General features: G+C 34.9%; 19 protein-coding genes and 1 tRNA gene. 14 read left to right on the plus strand and 6 right to left on the minus strand.

All coding sequences use genetic code 11. The annotated features are described in order from the left end of the window. Positions 1-40: 40 nt before the first annotated feature. On the minus strand, positions 41-697 hold the full coding sequence (locus FYC62_RS16665; RefSeq protein WP_149075762.1) for a TIGR04282 family arsenosugar biosynthesis glycosyltransferase: 657 nt from the start codon (positions 695-697) through the stop codon (positions 41-43). Between the two features lie 130 nt (positions 698-827). On the opposite strand from FYC62_RS16665, the gene FYC62_RS17165 reads away from it, so the two are divergent. Beyond that, positions 828-1,004 (plus strand): hypothetical protein, encoded by a 177-nt coding sequence (locus tag FYC62_RS17165; protein WP_168199469.1) that lies wholly within the window; start codon positions 828-830, stop codon positions 1,002-1,004. Beyond that, positions 991-1,287: a thioredoxin gene (trxA, locus tag FYC62_RS16670; protein WP_039448250.1), complete on the plus strand. Its 297-nt coding sequence runs from the start codon at positions 991-993 to the stop codon at positions 1,285-1,287. Before FYC62_RS17165 ends, trxA begins: the two co-directional genes overlap by 14 nt. Before the next feature lie 141 nt (positions 1,288-1,428). Here trxA and trhO read toward each other — a convergent pair whose 3' ends face one another. Together trhO and FYC62_RS16680 are read right to left on the minus strand one after the other, a co-directional pair. Continuing rightward, complete coding sequence (gene trhO / locus FYC62_RS16675; RefSeq protein ID WP_149075763.1) at positions 1,429-2,382, minus strand: oxygen-dependent tRNA uridine(34) hydroxylase TrhO; 954 nt, start codon at positions 2,380-2,382, stop codon at positions 1,429-1,431. A 106-nt stretch (positions 2,383-2,488) separates the two neighbouring features. Then, positions 2,489-4,666, minus strand: a complete 2,178-nt coding sequence (locus tag FYC62_RS16680; protein ID WP_149075764.1) for a DUF5686 family protein — start codon at positions 4,664-4,666, stop codon at positions 2,489-2,491. 233 nt (positions 4,667-4,899) lie between these two features. Here FYC62_RS16680 and pheS point away from each other — a divergent pair, with 233 nt between their 5' ends. The 8 genes from pheS to FYC62_RS16720 all read left to right on the plus strand — a co-directional run bounded on the left by pheS (position 4,900) and on the right by FYC62_RS16720 (position 9,925). After that, positions 4,900-5,934 (plus strand): phenylalanine--tRNA ligase subunit alpha, encoded by a 1,035-nt coding sequence (gene pheS, locus FYC62_RS16685; RefSeq protein WP_039448258.1) that lies wholly within the window; start codon positions 4,900-4,902, stop codon positions 5,932-5,934. After that, positions 5,934-6,353, plus strand: coding sequence for a Rieske (2Fe-2S) protein (locus FYC62_RS16690; RefSeq protein ID WP_149075765.1), 420 nt, complete (start codon positions 5,934-5,936; stop codon positions 6,351-6,353). Before pheS ends, FYC62_RS16690 begins: the two co-directional genes overlap by 1 nt. Further along, positions 6,353-6,928, plus strand: coding sequence for a TetR/AcrR family transcriptional regulator (locus FYC62_RS16695; RefSeq protein WP_039448264.1), 576 nt, complete (start codon positions 6,353-6,355; stop codon positions 6,926-6,928). Before FYC62_RS16690 ends, FYC62_RS16695 begins: the two co-directional genes overlap by 1 nt. 69 nt (positions 6,929-6,997) lie before the next feature. After that, a complete protein-coding gene (locus tag FYC62_RS16700) occupies positions 6,998-7,252 on the plus strand; it encodes a type II toxin-antitoxin system Phd/YefM family antitoxin (RefSeq protein ID WP_026903980.1) in 255 nt (84 codons plus the stop codon). Then, the gene (locus tag FYC62_RS16705) at positions 7,249-7,506 is read left to right on the plus strand and encodes a Txe/YoeB family addiction module toxin (RefSeq protein WP_039448271.1); all 258 of its coding nucleotides are present in this window, start codon (positions 7,249-7,251) and stop codon (positions 7,504-7,506) included. The genes FYC62_RS16700 and FYC62_RS16705 overlap by 4 nt, the downstream gene beginning before the upstream one ends. A gap of 98 nt (positions 7,507-7,604) precedes the next feature. Further along, the gene (gene epsC / locus FYC62_RS16710) at positions 7,605-8,420 is read left to right on the plus strand and encodes a serine O-acetyltransferase EpsC (protein ID WP_149075766.1); all 816 of its coding nucleotides are present in this window, start codon (positions 7,605-7,607) and stop codon (positions 8,418-8,420) included. Between the two features lie 2 nt (positions 8,421-8,422). Then, positions 8,423-9,295 carry a cysteine synthase CysM gene (cysM, locus tag FYC62_RS16715; protein WP_149075767.1) on the plus strand — a complete coding sequence of 291 codons (873 nt, stop codon included), beginning with the start codon at positions 8,423-8,425 and terminating at the stop codon, positions 9,293-9,295. 63 nt (positions 9,296-9,358) lie between these two features. Continuing rightward, entirely contained in the window at positions 9,359-9,925 is a 567-nt protein-coding gene (locus tag FYC62_RS16720; protein WP_149075768.1) for a DUF4142 domain-containing protein, read from the plus strand. A 432-nt stretch (positions 9,926-10,357) separates the two neighbouring features. Here the strand turns inward: FYC62_RS16720 and purU are convergent, their stop codons facing one another. Further along, the gene (purU, locus tag FYC62_RS16725) at positions 10,358-11,185 is read right to left on the minus strand and encodes a formyltetrahydrofolate deformylase (protein ID WP_039448282.1); all 828 of its coding nucleotides are present in this window, start codon (positions 11,183-11,185) and stop codon (positions 10,358-10,360) included. Positions 11,186-11,439: 254 nt separating this feature from the next. Here purU and msrA point away from each other — a divergent pair, with 254 nt between their 5' ends. Continuing rightward, positions 11,440-11,982, plus strand: coding sequence for a peptide-methionine (S)-S-oxide reductase MsrA (gene msrA, locus FYC62_RS16730; protein ID WP_039448284.1), 543 nt, complete (start codon positions 11,440-11,442; stop codon positions 11,980-11,982). Positions 11,983-12,141: 159 nt separating this feature from the next. Then, a tRNA-Pro gene (locus FYC62_RS16735) sits at positions 12,142-12,215 on the plus strand. A 181-nt stretch (positions 12,216-12,396) separates the two neighbouring features. Here the strand turns inward: FYC62_RS16735 and FYC62_RS16740 are convergent. Continuing rightward, positions 12,397-13,404: an ISAon1 family transposase gene (locus FYC62_RS16740; RefSeq protein WP_449406385.1), complete on the minus strand. Its 1,008-nt coding sequence runs from the start codon at positions 13,402-13,404 to the stop codon at positions 12,397-12,399. Continuing rightward, on the minus strand, positions 13,355-13,717 hold the full coding sequence (locus FYC62_RS16745; RefSeq protein ID WP_039455242.1) for an ISAon1 family transposase N-terminal region protein: 363 nt from the start codon (positions 13,715-13,717) through the stop codon (positions 13,355-13,357). Before FYC62_RS16745 ends, FYC62_RS16740 begins: the two co-directional genes overlap by 50 nt. Positions 13,718-14,014: 297 nt before the next feature. On the opposite strand from FYC62_RS16745, the gene FYC62_RS18230 reads away from it, so the two are divergent. Both FYC62_RS18230 and FYC62_RS16755 read left to right on the plus strand, forming a co-directional pair. After that, positions 14,015-14,149: an Arm DNA-binding domain-containing protein gene (locus tag FYC62_RS18230; RefSeq protein ID WP_149075953.1), complete on the plus strand. Its 135-nt coding sequence runs from the start codon at positions 14,015-14,017 to the stop codon at positions 14,147-14,149. Positions 14,150-14,297: 148 nt separating this feature from the next. After that, positions 14,298-15,356, plus strand: a complete 1,059-nt coding sequence (locus FYC62_RS16755) for a Fic family protein (RefSeq protein ID WP_149075770.1) — start codon at positions 14,298-14,300, stop codon at positions 15,354-15,356. Positions 15,357-15,485 lie beyond the last annotated feature (129 nt).

The raw sequence follows: 15,485 nt of genomic DNA on the forward strand, positions 1-15,485 counted from the left end.
AGTTGGTTTTAAATTGAAAAAATGTTTGAATGGTATATGCCTAATTGATAACAGGCGGAGCTTTGAAATCGTAATTTCTTATGCTTTTTTGAGTATAAAAAGTTTGATGAAATATACTTTTTGAAACAGGATGAATAAATTCAAGAGCTGTAGCAACAAGTTTGTTTTCTTTTAACTGATAAAAATCAGCCAAATAATCTAAATCTTGAAGCTCTTTCAATTCAAGCAACTCTTCATCTTGGAACAGAGCTTTTAAATCTTTATAGGTACAGCTACTTTGCCATTTCACCTGCAAAAAATGCTTTTTATGAAATGCTTTTTTGGGGATAGCAATTAAATAGGCACCTGCATCAGTAGTTGGCCCTAAAACTGTTTTTCCGTTTTCAATTGCTTTAAGGGCTTTTTGAAGCGTATGCTCTTGAAGTTCTGGACAATCATTACCGATACACACTACAGCATCATAACCTTTAGCATACATACTTTCAAAAGCATTAGCCAAACGTTCACCAAAGTTTTTGCCTTCTTGTACCAAACTGTTGTGCCAAAAAGTATCAGTATGGGTGTTTTTTGCTAGCTCTATAAAATGTTTAGTAAAAAGTGCAGATACTCTTCTGGTATTTTTAAAACCTGCAAAATCTTTTATCCTAGCCTCTATTTCTGGCACATGGGAAAAAATGATAATGGCGGTTTTAGACATGCTGATGTTTTTATGCTTAAATACGGTGTATCGGTTAAACCGGATTTATATCTTTTACAATAAATATAATAAATAGTTTTAGTAAGCCTCCCTTTTTAACTGATATTTGCATTTGGTAATTTGATACACATTGGGAAAGTTTAAATTCTACAGACATATTATTGCACTTAGTTTCTTAATTTTATTAGGCTTAAGGCTGGGTAAAATGAAAGGGGTATTAATGGTGTTGGTGGTTTATTTAGCTTTAAATATGGCAACTATTGTAAGATATATTAGAGAAAGGAGCGTAAGAAATGGCAAATTTTAAAGAAATTATAAATTCTGGTAAACCCGTATTGGTAGATTTTTTTGCTACTTGGTGCGGCCCTTGCAAAATGATGTCGCCCATGCTAGACGAATTGAAAAAGCAAGTAGGAGATAGCGCAACCATCATTAAAATTGATGTTGATAAGAACCCACAAGCGGCAGCAGCCTATCATGTACAAGGTGTGCCAACTTTAATTTTATTTAAAGATGGCGAAGTGAAGTGGAGGCAATCCGGTGTTGTACCTGTAAATGAATTGAAAAGAATAATTTCTAGTAATAGCTAGCTCATAAAAAAGAAGAGGCTGTCTCAAAAATAGTATCTGTCACATTGAGCGGAGTCGAAATGTTCTCTGATATGCTTAGAAAAGGCTTCGACTCCGCTCAGCCTGACACAAAATGGTAATTTGAGAAAGCTTCTTATTTGCTTATAAACTTGTTAACGTTACTTTCTTTTTATTAATCGGTTGAGGAACTTTTACATAATAACCAGTACCATCATAGGGGCGCTTACGCGGATGTTCTTTGCATGCTGTAGAGCAAGCTCCATCTAATTCCCAGCCGCATTCATCGCATTGGGTAAAGTGCTCATTACATTCTGGATTGGCGCAGTTAATCATTTTAGGTGTGGTTTTGCCACAATTTCTACAAGTAGAAACGACTACGGGGTTAACCGAGTTTACATCAACAGCTATACGGTTATCAAAAACATAACATTTACCTTCAAAATCTTTACCGCCAGCTTCTTTACCATATTTAATAATGCCGCCATGTAATTGGTAAACATCTTTAAAACCCTCATGAAGTAATAAAGCAGAAGCTTTTTCACATTTAATACCACCGGTACAATAAGTCAGTATTTTTTTGTCTTTATATTGTGCGAGCTCATTTATCATGGCAGGGAAATCCCTAAAATTATCTATATCAAGCGTAATGGCATTTTTAAACTTACCTAAGTTATGTTCATAATTAGAACGAACATCTAAAATAACCACATCATCACGGTCTTTCATTTCCATGAATTCTGTTGGTTCTAGATGTTTTCCTGTTTTCTTGGTAGGGTCTATAACATGAGGGTCTTTTAAGCCAGAATGTACAATTTCAGATTTATAGCGGCAATGCATTTTCATGAAAGAAGGCTCATCTACATCGTCAATTTTAAATTCTGTAGCATTAAAACGGCCATCGGCATAAATATAATCCATGTAAGCTTTACACTGCTCACGTGTACCAGATACGGTTCCGTTTAGGCCTTCATCCGCAACAATAATTCTACCGGTTAAGCCTAAATCTTTACAAAATTTTAAATGGTCTGCTGCGTACTGCTCCGCATCCTGGATGTGGCTATAACAGTAATAAAGAAGTGTTTGGTATGCTTTCATGATTCATTGATACTGCTGTAAACAGTGTTAAATGAGCTGCAAAGGTATGTTTTTTAGGGAGATAATAAAAATGATATACATCACAAATAGCAGTTACCTAGATGTTTTAGAAAGAGTAAGCTAGTTTAAAACCTTGGTTTAATCGCCCATTTTCTCCAAAAGAAATAGCATAATCTGCTCTTACAGTTAATCGGCTTAAGCCGATATAAAATTCATAATAGCTCCCTCTATCTGGGCTTCCTAGGTAAGCCGCACCCGCCAGTTCCTGAAGTTTTAATTTTCTTAATAAAGGTAATCTTCCAATAAATTTCGAATTGAAATTATGCTCATAATGAGCCTCAATAAATTGTTTATCAGTACTGTAAGCATAAAAATCTAAGAAGTGAAAACTTTTAAGCCCACTATTAAATACCAAGGCATTATTACCTAAAAAGTGTTTCCAATCTGGGTAATAATTGATGCTGTTATTCAAAAATTTACCGGTAGAGAATGAAAAGGATGAAAAACCCCAAAGGCCTAAATTTAAGCGCTCTTGCTGTATCTCTAATTCAACAAAATCATAATCAGTTTCAGAACCTAATATATTGGGGATGCCTTTACGGTAAGAAGCAATGATTCTCGGGTTTTTAGGTATCTGATAAATTTTAATGCCTTCTTTGGTGATATAATGGTGATGAAAATTATAAATCAAAGAACCCGAAAGTCTAAACGTAGTATGGTCTGGAAATAGCTTGCCACCTGTAATGGGGTCAAAAGGGTTGTTTGAGGTGAAGTTTCTAGTTTTAATATCTCTAAGCGAATATTCAAAATTATTAGAAACAGATATATTTTTAGACAGCTCTAAACCTCCAGAAAAATAAAGACCATTTGCCAATTCTCTACCAGATGAAATGCTTACATATTCTTTACGGTATAATTTCAGGAAATTTTGCTCAAATAATAGGGTGTTTAAAGAGTTGTTTAAGGTGCTTAAAGTGCCATTAGGATTTAAATCTCGGTAAGTACTTCCTAAACTTAAGTTTACAGCGGCTCTGTTTTTAAGATCGTACAACCAAGAAAAAGATAAGTCAGAATTAAGTTCGTTATTTTTAAAACCATATCGTATCTCGGGTCTAATATGCCAATAACTACCATTGTTGGCGTATTTGAAAAATTCTATACCATACTTTATACCAGGCCCTTCTACGGTATTATAAAATAAAGAAGGTGCAACGGCATCCATATATAAAGTATATTTTCTATAAGAGTTTTGGAACTTAAATCTGCTAAAAAGTAAAGGATAAAGTCTTTGTTTTAGGGTAAGCCTGTCTAAAGAATCTAAATACTTTCGTTCACTTTGGCTATTTTTTAAACTATCATGTTTAAAACTGGCTTTTTGTTCTAAAGGACTAAGCGGAACAGTTCTTTTATTAACAACATAGTTATTTGAACTACTATCCTGAGCTTGAATTTTTTGTACTTCTAAAGGAGCAAAAGTTTTAGCAAAAACAGTATTGTGCATGTAGCGATAAGTTGCTACACAAGTGCCGCTAAAGTAAAAACCAGCTAGGTTACCCTGGTAGGTGATTTTTGTTTCTGTAGGATAATAAGTGCTATCTATCTGTAATAAATTTTGCTCTATCTTAATTTGGTTTACAAAGCTTATTCCTGCATTGTTCCCCAATGTTAAAGAGAGCTTACAAATTTGTTGGGTAGTGGTATTTATATGGATATAACCATTAAAAGTAGGTGAAAACTTGTTTTTTGGGATGATTTTTATAATATCCGTTTTGATACCATTTTTATCGGTTTCGGTTTTTTCTAATTCGTAACGGTAAAATTTAAAAGCATTTTTAGCAATAGGCGAAACAAATTTTTTAGGAGTTAAAACCTCTAGAGTGATATAGTTTTTGTTAAAGTTGAGTTGTAAATCTGCGGCATGTTTAAATTCCCAGGTTCTGTATTTGCCTAAAGTTTTGTAGGCTTTTATATCTTCTTTTATTTCTCCTGTTTTAGAAAAATACAACTTTGAACTAGCTTCATAAAGCGATAAAATTTGCTCTTTATTGGATTCTAGCTTTAATAGAGAGGTTACTTTTTTTCCCAAAAATCTTTTTGGACCTTTATTTAAAACATGCGAATTTTTAAGATAAGCTTCTGCCTCTAGGGTAAGGTAACTGTCAACTTTATTTCTTTCTATTACCTTTCTGATAATACTGTCTGCTATACCTGTAGCTTTCCCTTTTGGATTAGAAAATCCATATAAGTTGCACAAAATCAATAGCAATACCAGTGTACTTTTCATATTTGGTACAGCGAAACAAATTACCCCGCTAAAATCTTTCTTAAGTTAAAAGGTTGTTCTAAAGCCTTGTAATGGCTTTTACCACAGCATTTCTTCCACGCTGCATCATCTCTATAAATATAGCATAAACGTGTAAAATTCTAAAGTTCTTATCTCTAAAATAAAAATGTTTTTTAGGGCCGAGTTTACACATGCTTCAAATGCCTCAATTATTTTTATTAAATTTGTGACCTATGCAGTCTAAAATCAGTCAGTACACTAGTGAAATAGAGGTTTTTGAACCCAAAACAGCAGAAGAGCTTGAGAATTTCAGAATAAAGTTTTTAGGTACAAAAGGTATTGTAAAAGACCTTTTTGAAGAGTTTAAAACCGTTTCTGCGGAAGAGAAGCGTGTTTTAGGAAAAGTATTAAACCAATTTAAGCAGCTTGCAGAAGCTAAGTTTAATGATTTTAAAGATGCTTTTTCTACCCAAAAAGGTCAAAAAGATATCCCTAATGATTTAACCTTACCTGGTTTTGGTGTAGAAACTGGTGGCAGACATCCGCTTTCTTTAGTGAGGAAAGAGATTGTAGAAATCTTTAAAAGACTAGGTTTTATTGTTGCAGAAGGACCAGAAATTGAGGATGATTGGCATAACTTCTCGGCACTTAACTTCCCAGAAGAGCATCCGGCTAGAGATATGCAGGACACCTTTTTTATCAAGAAAAATAGCGGGCAAGATGATATCGCTTTAAGAACGCATACTTCATCTGTGCAGGTACGTTTAATGGAAGCTGGTAAACCGCCTTTTAGAGCATTAATGCCGGGTAGGGTGTATAGAAATGAAGCTATATCTGCCAGAGCACATTGCTTCTTCCATCAGGTAGAAGGTTTATATGTTGATGAAAATGTATCTTTTGCAGATTTGAAACAAACCTTATATTACTTCGTTCAAGAACTTTACGGCGAGGGTACAAAAGTACGTTTCCGTCCGTCTTATTTTCCTTTTACAGAGCCATCAGCAGAAATGGATATTTCTTGTACCATTTGCAAAGGTGATGGTTGCCAAATGTGTAAACAAAGCGGATGGGTAGAGATTTTAGGTTGCGGAATGATAGATCCAAACGTATTAGAAAATGTAGGTATTGATAGCCAAAAATATTCGGGCTTTGCATTTGGAATGGGTATAGAGCGTATCACCAATTTAAAATATCAAATCAGAGATTTACGTTTGTTTTCTGAGAACGATATCCGTTTCTTAAAACAATTTCAATCAGAAATCATCTAATGATACTTAAAAAATTAACAGCAATTCTCATAGGATTTGTTTTCTTAAGCGCTTGTGGCAATAAAGAAAACTTAATTCCTGATGTGCCTGTTAATTATAATGGCTCTTTAATAGGTGGCGAATTAGAAGGCATCACGAGTCCAGGTAATGTAAGAATAGTATCTAACACAGCTGTAGGTGTCGCTGGACTAATTTTATACAATCATGCTGGAAATATAAGAGCTTATGACCGTTGCAGTACAGTTAACCCAGCTCAAAAAAATGCTGTAGTGCCTATTGGCGGCAATTTAGCAGAAGATAAAGTGAGTGGCGCATTATTTAATTTACAAGATGGCTCGCCTGCTAAAGCGCCAGCTACCATGCCTTTAAAGAGATATAGAGTCTCTATAAATGGAAACCTCATATCGATAACAAACTAATGGAGATAGATAAAATCAAGGAAAGCATCAAAAAAGCAGCTCAGGATTTATTTCGTAAATACGGGTATCATAAAACCAGTGTAAACGAAATTGCTAAGAGAGCTAAAATCGCGAAAGCTACTATTTATAAGTATTTCGAGAGTAAAGAGCTTGTTTTACATGCCATTTTGATGGATTATCTTAAAATAAGCGTTAACGATGTAGTGCATCAAAACACATCAGGAATCTCTAAAGAAGAGCATCTTAAAAGCTTAATTTTAAAGGTTAGCAGGTTGTCTTATACCGTTTGTAACGAGTTTATTGGATGGGATTTTATCCGTGAGTCTACCAACTCTCAAGAGTTTTTGAAAAAACTATCAGACGAGTTAGAGAATTTATTGTATAACGAGTTTATCGCCATTGAAAAATTTAACGATGGTAATAACTATGCAGAGCGTTTAAGGTTTTTAATTAAAGCCAGCAAAAGCATTATTTTTTCTTTTGCTTTTACCTCTGTTAGCGATGCCGATGTGCGTAAAAATTTTATATCCTTCCAAAAAGAAATATTACCCTATTTGGTTAAGGCGGCTTTGTAATTACTTATAAAAAAATTAAAAAATATAATATAGAATAGTCATATATTTGTACATCTAATTGTACAAAATATGTTAACTACCACTATCTCCGATTTTAGGAAAGACATTAAAAATTATTTCGATAAGGTTTCTAAAAACTTTGAGACTTTAATTATCAACAGAGGTAAAGATAATGGTGTTGTTATCATGTCTTTAGATGAGTATAATTCTTTACTGGCTACTAAACATGAATTAAGTTCTAGGATAAATGAGAAACGTTTAGATAATGCCATTGAAAAGATAGAAAATAGGCAGTCTTTCCAAAAGGATTTAATTGAATCATGAAATACATTTTTGTAGATGAGTCTTGGGAAGATTATCTGTACTGGCAAAAAGTTGATAAAAAGTTATTATCAAAAATTAACGATTTATTAAAAGATATATCAAGAACACCTTTTCACGGTTTAGGTAAGCCAGAACCATTGAAATTTAAATATAAAGGATATTGGTCTAGAAGAATAAATGATGAGCATAGGTTGATATACCAAGTACAAGATGATGAAATTTTAATAGTTAAATGTAGGTTTCATTACGATTAATTATTATTGTATCAACACAGTTATAAAACTTAGGCTTTTTTACATAGATTAAACATAAAAATCCATAAAATTGTAAATCAAACCCAGCGATTATACAAATGGATAATTCCTTTTATCAATACATTTTTAACAAGCATCAGCAAACAGAAAATGTACCGCCAAATTCTGATATTGCCCATTGGGCTATTAAGCTTATCAGTTTATTGTTTCCACAATACACCAATTTTTCTTTCGCTCAGGAAGCTGATGTAAAAGTATCATTTGATGAATTGGAAACCGAGCTATTAAGTTTGCTTAATGCCACTCAAGCTTGCAAAGAATGCAATAATGAGGAAATTGCTCAAACCTTCATCAATAGCATTCCTAAACTTTACCAAACTTTGCAAACAGATGTTTCTGCTATGTTAGCCGGAGACCCTGCTGCTAATAACGAATTTGAGGTGATTAGAACTTATCCAGGTTTTATCGCTATCTCATTTTACAGAATTGCAAACCTCTTGTTAAAATTAAAAACGCCGCTTATTCCTCGTATTTTAACAGAATATGCACATTCTAAAACAGGTATTGATATTCACCCTGGTGCAGAAATAGGAGATTATTTATACATAGACCACGGTACAGGCATCGTTATTGGTGAAACAGCCATTATTGGAAACCATGTTAAATTGTATCAAGGTATTACTCTTGGTGCTTTAAGTGTAGAAAAACACATGGCGGGTATCAAAAGGCATCCAACAGTAGAAGACCATGTGGTGATTTATTCTGGCGCAACCATTTTAGGTGGCGAAACGGTAATAGGTAAAAATAGTATCATTGGAGGTAATGTTTGGCTTACCAAAAGTGTTCCAGAAAACTCTATTGTTTATCATTTATCATCGGTACAAGTAGCAGAAAAAAGTAAGTCGAAGTTTTAATTATGGCAGGCATTATAGATTTAGTTGGTAATACCCCTTTAGTAGAAATTCAGCGTTTAAACCCAAACTCGAACGTTAAAATATATGCCAAATTAGAAGGTAATAACCCTGGCGGAAGCGTAAAAGATAGGGCTGCCCTCAATATGATTAAAAGTGCGGTGGAGCGTGGCGATATTAAACCGGGTATGCGTTTGGTAGAAGCTACAAGTGGTAATACAGGAATAGCCTTAGCCATGATTGCGAGGTTATTTGATATTGAAATTGAATTGGTGATGCCTGCAAATTCTACCAGAGAGCGTACTTTAACCATGGAAGCTTTGGGTGCTAAAGTAGTTTTACTAGAGGATATAGAAAAGTGTAGAGATTATGCGGAGGAAAAAGGAGCTAGTGGCGATTACTTGCTTTTAAACCAGTTCGCTAACGCGGATAATTACTTAGCGCATTATAAAAGTACCGGGCCAGAAATTTGGCGTGATACGCAGCATCATGTGACACATTTTGTAAGTTCTATGGGTACAACCGGAACCATTATGGGCACATCCATGTATCTTAAAGAACAAAATCCTGATATACAAATTGTAGGTTGCCAACCTACCGAAGGTTCTTCTATACCGGGTATTAGAAGATGGCCAGAGGCGTATTTGCCTAAGATATTTAACCCAGAAAGGGTGGATAGGGTGATAGATGTTTCTCAAGAAAATGCTACCTTAACCACCAGGAAATTAGCTAAAGTAGAAGGCATATTTGCCGGAATGAGCTCTGGAGGCGCTTGCTATGCTGCTTTAAAACTTGCTGCCGAGTTAGAAAGTGGTACTATCGTATTTATAGCTTGTGATAGGGGAGACCGCTACTTAAGTAGCGATTTATTTGGTTAAATAAGCAAAAAATATTTGGTCTGGTTTTTGGGTTGTTGTGCTAAATTTAAAAAACACATCACCATGAAAAAATCATTTTATTTAGCAAGTGTACTTGCAGCAGGTATCGCTTTGCAGGCATGCAATAATCAACAATCTAGTCAAGACAGTGTAGACAGTGCAGAAGCTGTTAACGATTCTACACTCACCAACCAACAAGACGACCCCGCAGAGTTTATGGTAGAAGCCGCTAGCGGAGGTATGATGGAAGTTGAACTAGGCAAACTAGCCCAAGCTAACGCTAATCATCCACGTGTTAAAAGCTTTGCGCAAATGATGGTTGCAGACCATACCGCAGCCAATACCGAGCTGATGACTTTAGCTCAATCTAAAAATGTAACGCTTCCGCAAACCATGGGAGAAGATCATCAGAAAATGATAGATGATTTAAAAAACAAAAAAGGTGCTGATTTTGATAAAGCTTATATGGACATGATGGTTGATGACCATAAAGAAGGTGTTAACCTTTTTGAAGAAGCGGCTACCAGTAACGATGTAGAAGTGAGTGCTTTTGCAGGTAAAATATTACCTAAGCTAAAAATACATTTAGATTCTGCACAAGCTATACACGATGCCGTAAAGCAGAAATAATTATTTAAATATCTTAAGATAGGCAGTCTTAAAGTCACTTTTGTCTACCAAAGTTATCGTACACTCATTGTCATCCTGAGCGGAGTCGAAGGATTAGAAGAGAATTTGTTTATGCTTAGTTTAACAGAAAATTGTGATTTTAAGACAGCCTCTTTTTTTATTCAAAATAAAATATATACCATTTTGGTTTTTGGTATAAAAATTGCTATTTTGGAATAAATAGATTAATTAGCCATGAGAAAGGAATTATTAGATTTTTCTTTATTGATAGATGAACGCTTTGAAATTGCTGATGAACCACAAGTAAGTTGGTTTGCCTTTTTACTAGCTTTGTTTAAGTAGTTGCCGTTTGTATCTAGCAATTTTACCATTTGTTAGCCTACTTAATTTCTACAAAAGTTATTAAAATGGGCGCTTTATGTCCTTTTCTATCTAATCAAAAACAACCGTTTTATTGTCTAAAACAAAAACTCGGTCGTCAAAAACTAGCTGAATAGCTTTAATTAAAACAGCTTTTTCTATTTCTTTTCCGGCTTTAACCATGTCTGCCACGCTAAATGTATGGTTTACAGGAATGGTTTGTTGGGCAATGATTGGTCCTTCATCTAATTGGTTGGTTACAAAATGTGCGGTAGCGCCTATCAGTTTCACACCTCTATTAAAAGCTTGTCGGTATGGGCTAGCTCCTATAAAAGCAGGTAAAAAAGAATGGTGGATATTGATGATACGGTCTGGAAAATCAGCTATAAAAGTTGGCGATAGGATACGCATGAATTTAGCTAAAATCAGATAATCAAAATGGTATTGATGAATTTGCTGTTTAATTTCTTCCTCAAAAGCCAATTTGTCTTTCCCTTCATGATTGATGAAATGAAAAGGAACCTCAAACCTTTGGCAAATATTTGCTAAATCTGGATGATTTCCGATAACGGCTTCAACACTAGCGCCTAAAGTTTTAAAATGATTTCTGATAAGGATATCGCTTAAGCAATGGTATTCTTTGGTAACCAGTAAGATAACTTTCTTAACAGGATTTGGATTAACTTTTATACTTGCATCCTCCGGAAGTACAATTTTTAAAGCTTCCTGTAAATCAGCTGCATGCTCATGAGCATCAACTACTAAGCGAGCGAAAAATACACTTGCTGAAGTGTCTACAAACTCCCTCATAGATAAGATATTGATGCTATGTTTGGCCAATACGCCCGATATCAAAGCAACCAATCCAATTCTATCTTTACACTGTATAACAATAACCATATCTTTAAACTAAAATCCGAAAATAGCGATTATCTTCTAAACAGCTTCCTAAAATAGTTGTAAAAAGCTCCTTATTTATCATCACTAAACTCATGATGCTATTTGTAGCAGCTCATACAATTATCATTTATTCATTCAAATAATGGCTTATCACATAAAGTATGTAAGGAACATTTTAATGAATTACTTGTTAAGTCTAGTAGTAGCTATGAAAAAAAGTATTTTTATTGAACAGAAATAAGTTAAAAACAAAAATGACAAGAATAATAACATTGGGCGGAGGGTGCTTTTGGTGTACCGAGGCCGTGTTTATCGCTATAAACGGAATCACAGATGTAAAACCTGGCTATATGGGCGGAGAGCGAGAAAACCCAAGCTATGAGCAGGTTTGTAGTGGTGCTACAGGGCATGCAGAGGTTATTCAAATTACTTATGATGATGAAGTGTTAAGCTTAGAAGAATTGTTGTACGTGTTTTTTTATACACATAATCCAACAACTTTAAATAGGCAAGGTGCTGATGTTGGTACACAATACCGCTCTGTAATTTTTTATGAAGATGCGCAGCAAGCAGAAATAGCTCATCAGGTTATTGCTAAAATTAATGAAGAAGAAGTTTATACAGATAAAATTGTAACAGAAGTTAGTTTGGCTTCAGTATTTTATGTAGCAGAAGATTATCATCATCAATATTTTATCAGAAATAGAAATCAGCCTTATTGCATGGCCGTTATAGAGCCCAAGCTGGTTAAGCTTTTGAAGAGTTTTAAAGATAAAATAAAGCCAGAATTGCTATAATTAAAAGTACAAATAGGCTTATTTAAAAATAAAGTGCTGTTTATGAATAAGTTTACAGTATTTTTTAATTTTAATTTGCAGGAGATATAATTAAAACCTACATTTGTGCCACTTTAGAAAAAAGACACGGGTTCTAAAGTTGTTATCAAAAACCCTCATCGGGGTGTAGCGTAGCCCGGTATCGCGCCACATTTGGGATGTGGAGGTCGTAGGTTCGAATCCTGCCACCCCGACTCAACTCAGTACAAATGAGTTCAAAAGCCTCTAAATATCATGTTTAGAGGCTTTTTTGTTTTCTAAATAGTCTACCTGAATACGATTTAATCGGATCAAGCGTAAAAGTTGGGGAGGAGACATTAAGCGTATATTTTAGCTAGTCTAAAGGGATCAAGCGTAAAAGTTGGGGAGGAGACATTAAGCGTATATTTTAGCTAGTCTAAAGAGGAAGAACTTCACATTTCTTACGCCTCTGAACTGCGATCGGAAAGCTTTTATCTTGGCATTGAAAGATTCTGCGGATGCATTTGTGCTTCTGTTATCAAAATAGTTCAATATGGTTTCATAATTGTTCTGAATGGTTCTAGCTATGGTATTGAAGGGTTTATAACCTAGTTTTTCTATCTTATTATACCATATTGCCAACTTTTTGAAAGCTATTCTTCTGTCTTTTGAACGGCTAAATATAGAGGACAACTCCTGGGAGATTTCATAGGCTTTCTTTAAATCTGGATATCGTTTAAACAACAGTTCTGCTCTATGATTTTGGGACGATGTCCAATTCACCTCTTTCTTAAACAGTAAATACCTGCTCCTTGCCAATAATTGCTTTAAGGTATCTCCATTTTCTAATAATTCTGGAATCCAAGGCTTCTTTATTTCTTTAGCAAGATCCATTTCCTTGTTTTCCTGTTCAATAGCATCCCATCTATGTTTTATCCTGATTTCCTGAACAGCTTCGCTGGCTAGCTGTTGCACATGGAATCTATCGGAGACAAGCTTTGCTTTTGGAAAGCTCCTTCGTACGATCTTAGCCATGGTGGGAGCTAGATCAAGAGTGACCTCTTTTACCTTTTTTCTCGCCCATTCTTTTATACGGCACAGAACTTTTATAACCGTTTCACTTTCTGTGCCTTTTACAATAGCAACCAAAGCACCTTTTTTGCCTTTTGCTGCTTTATTGGTAACAATGGTATATAGTTCCCCTTGTGAAAGGCTGGTCTCATCAATAGATAGATATTCACCAAGGTTGTCTGGAAAAAGCAACCAGTCCTGAGCATGTTCAGCTTGATCCCAACTCATAAAGTCACTCAAATGGCTTACATACTGTTCTTGCAGTCGTTTACCCTCAACTCCAAAGAATCTTCCAAGTGTTTTACAGCTTATTGGGCTTGAATCCAAATAGTCTCTCAAAAAAAAAGGCAAACTCCTGAGTCATTTTTGTCCCTTCTGCTACCAAATTCCAATCTCTAAATACGATTTCTCCTGTCTCTACGATCATCCATTTCCGCCTTTTAAGCTTTAAAAAACAAGGTTTTCCGCGTAAGGGAAAGTCTCTGACAGAAATCTCTTCGAAAAAACCCTTAGAAATTAACTTTTGAGCGGTGAACTCTTTGGGTTGTATATTCCTTTCTTTAAGATAGATGTAATAAGAATCCGATACAGTCTCTACTTTGTCCAGTTCAAAGTATTCGCTAAGACCTTCGGGTAAGATTAATGATAGTAAGGTAGAATCCAAAACATTGATTTTCTACAAAAATAATCAAATCTGTAATCCTCCCCAACTTTTACGCTTGATCCATTTAATCTACCTGTCTTGTGAACAAAAAGGTGAACAGATTTATAATTTATACTTGTTCACCAGAAAGGGTTTAACGTATTGATATTCTGGTAATTGAGAGTATTATACTTAGATTCAAATGTATTCATATGAATCACTTTTTTGGTTTTCATGCGAGCAGTTTTGATAAATAAGTTCAAAACAATCAATGTATCACTAAAAATTAAACTAATGAGAACAAGCAACACCTTCTGAATTCACTTCGTCCTTCGGGCAAATCGAGGTAAAAATGGGAAAGCAGCAATTTATGTAAGAATTGTTGTTAATAAAACGAGAAGTGAAATCGCATTAAAAAAGTCTGTTGCATTTGATGAATTTAATAGCACTTAACTCTACCCTAGTCTGCAATCTTTATTATGGATAAATTTGGATACGTTTTGGATATGTCTATAGTGTAGAGTCAGAACTTAAAATATATAAAGTCCAAAAAATATGGATACATTTGGATACATTTTGGATATATCCAAAAAATAAAGACATGGATAAGAAGTTAGAATTTGGTGGTGCTGCTTTTCAGCAGATCATGAAGCAGCTGAGCATCATAGATAGCTTTAAAGGCAATTGGCAGGCTATTGAATTAAAAAACAGCAAACATCTTAAAGAGCTTAGGAAGATAGCAACTATAGAAAGTATTGGATCGTCTACCCGTATAGAAGGAGCAACCTTAACAGATGCCGAAGTAGAGAAATTGTTGAAATCCGTAAAAATTACAAAACTTACTACACGTGAACAGCAGGAGGTTGTTGGCTATTATGATACCTTGCAGATTATACTTGAAAATTATCAGGATTTAGAACTTACGGAAAGATATATTCATCAGCTACATGGTATCTTATTGAAGCATAGCGGAAAAGATCAGAGCCATAAAGGGAAATATAAAGCACTTTCCAACCAGGTGGTTGCCAATTATCCCGACGGTACACAGCGAACAATCTTCAGGACTACAGAACCAGCTATGACTGCAAAAGAAATGGAAGAATTGCTGAGATGGGTAAATGAACGGTTTGAAAAAGCAGATATGCATCCCGTGATGATTACAGCAGCTTTTGTGTATGAGTTTTTGTCCATTCACCCTTACCAGAATGGCAATGGCCGGTTATCCCGTTTGATGACCACGTTGTTGTTGATGCAGCAAGGCTATGAATTTACGCAATATGTATCTTTTGAACATATCATAGAAGAACGTAAAGACGACTACTATAGAGCCTTGATGGAAGGTCAGAAGAACCGGTATAACCCAGATGAAAGGATAGACCAATGGGTATTATTCTTTTTGGATTGTTTGGTGACACTCATCAGGCGATTGGAAGCCAAATATCAGATTTACAGCAAGCTATCAAAAGAGTTGAACGATAGACAGCAATCTGTACTTGAATTTGTGAAGAAACAGAAAAAGGTACAGATAAGCGAGATAGAAGAAGCTTTACAAGGTCATTCAAGAAATACCCTGAAAAAAGATATGGCTTACCTTGTTAATGAGGGTTTGGTGCTGAAAACCGGCGAAGGAAAAGGAACCAGATATCATTACCAAGAGTAGATATTATATCTAACGCTTTTGATATTTTTGATTTAACCTGTAAAAATTTTTAAATTTACCAAGCAAACGGGATGATAACCAATAAGTTACTCGACAACCCTCACTGGCGCAAGTCTTAACGAGTAGGGG

The sequence above is a fragment of the Pedobacter aquae genome, from assembly GCF_008195825.1.
GTDB classification, from domain to species: Bacteria; Bacteroidota; Bacteroidia; order Sphingobacteriales; family Sphingobacteriaceae; genus Pseudopedobacter; species Pseudopedobacter aquae.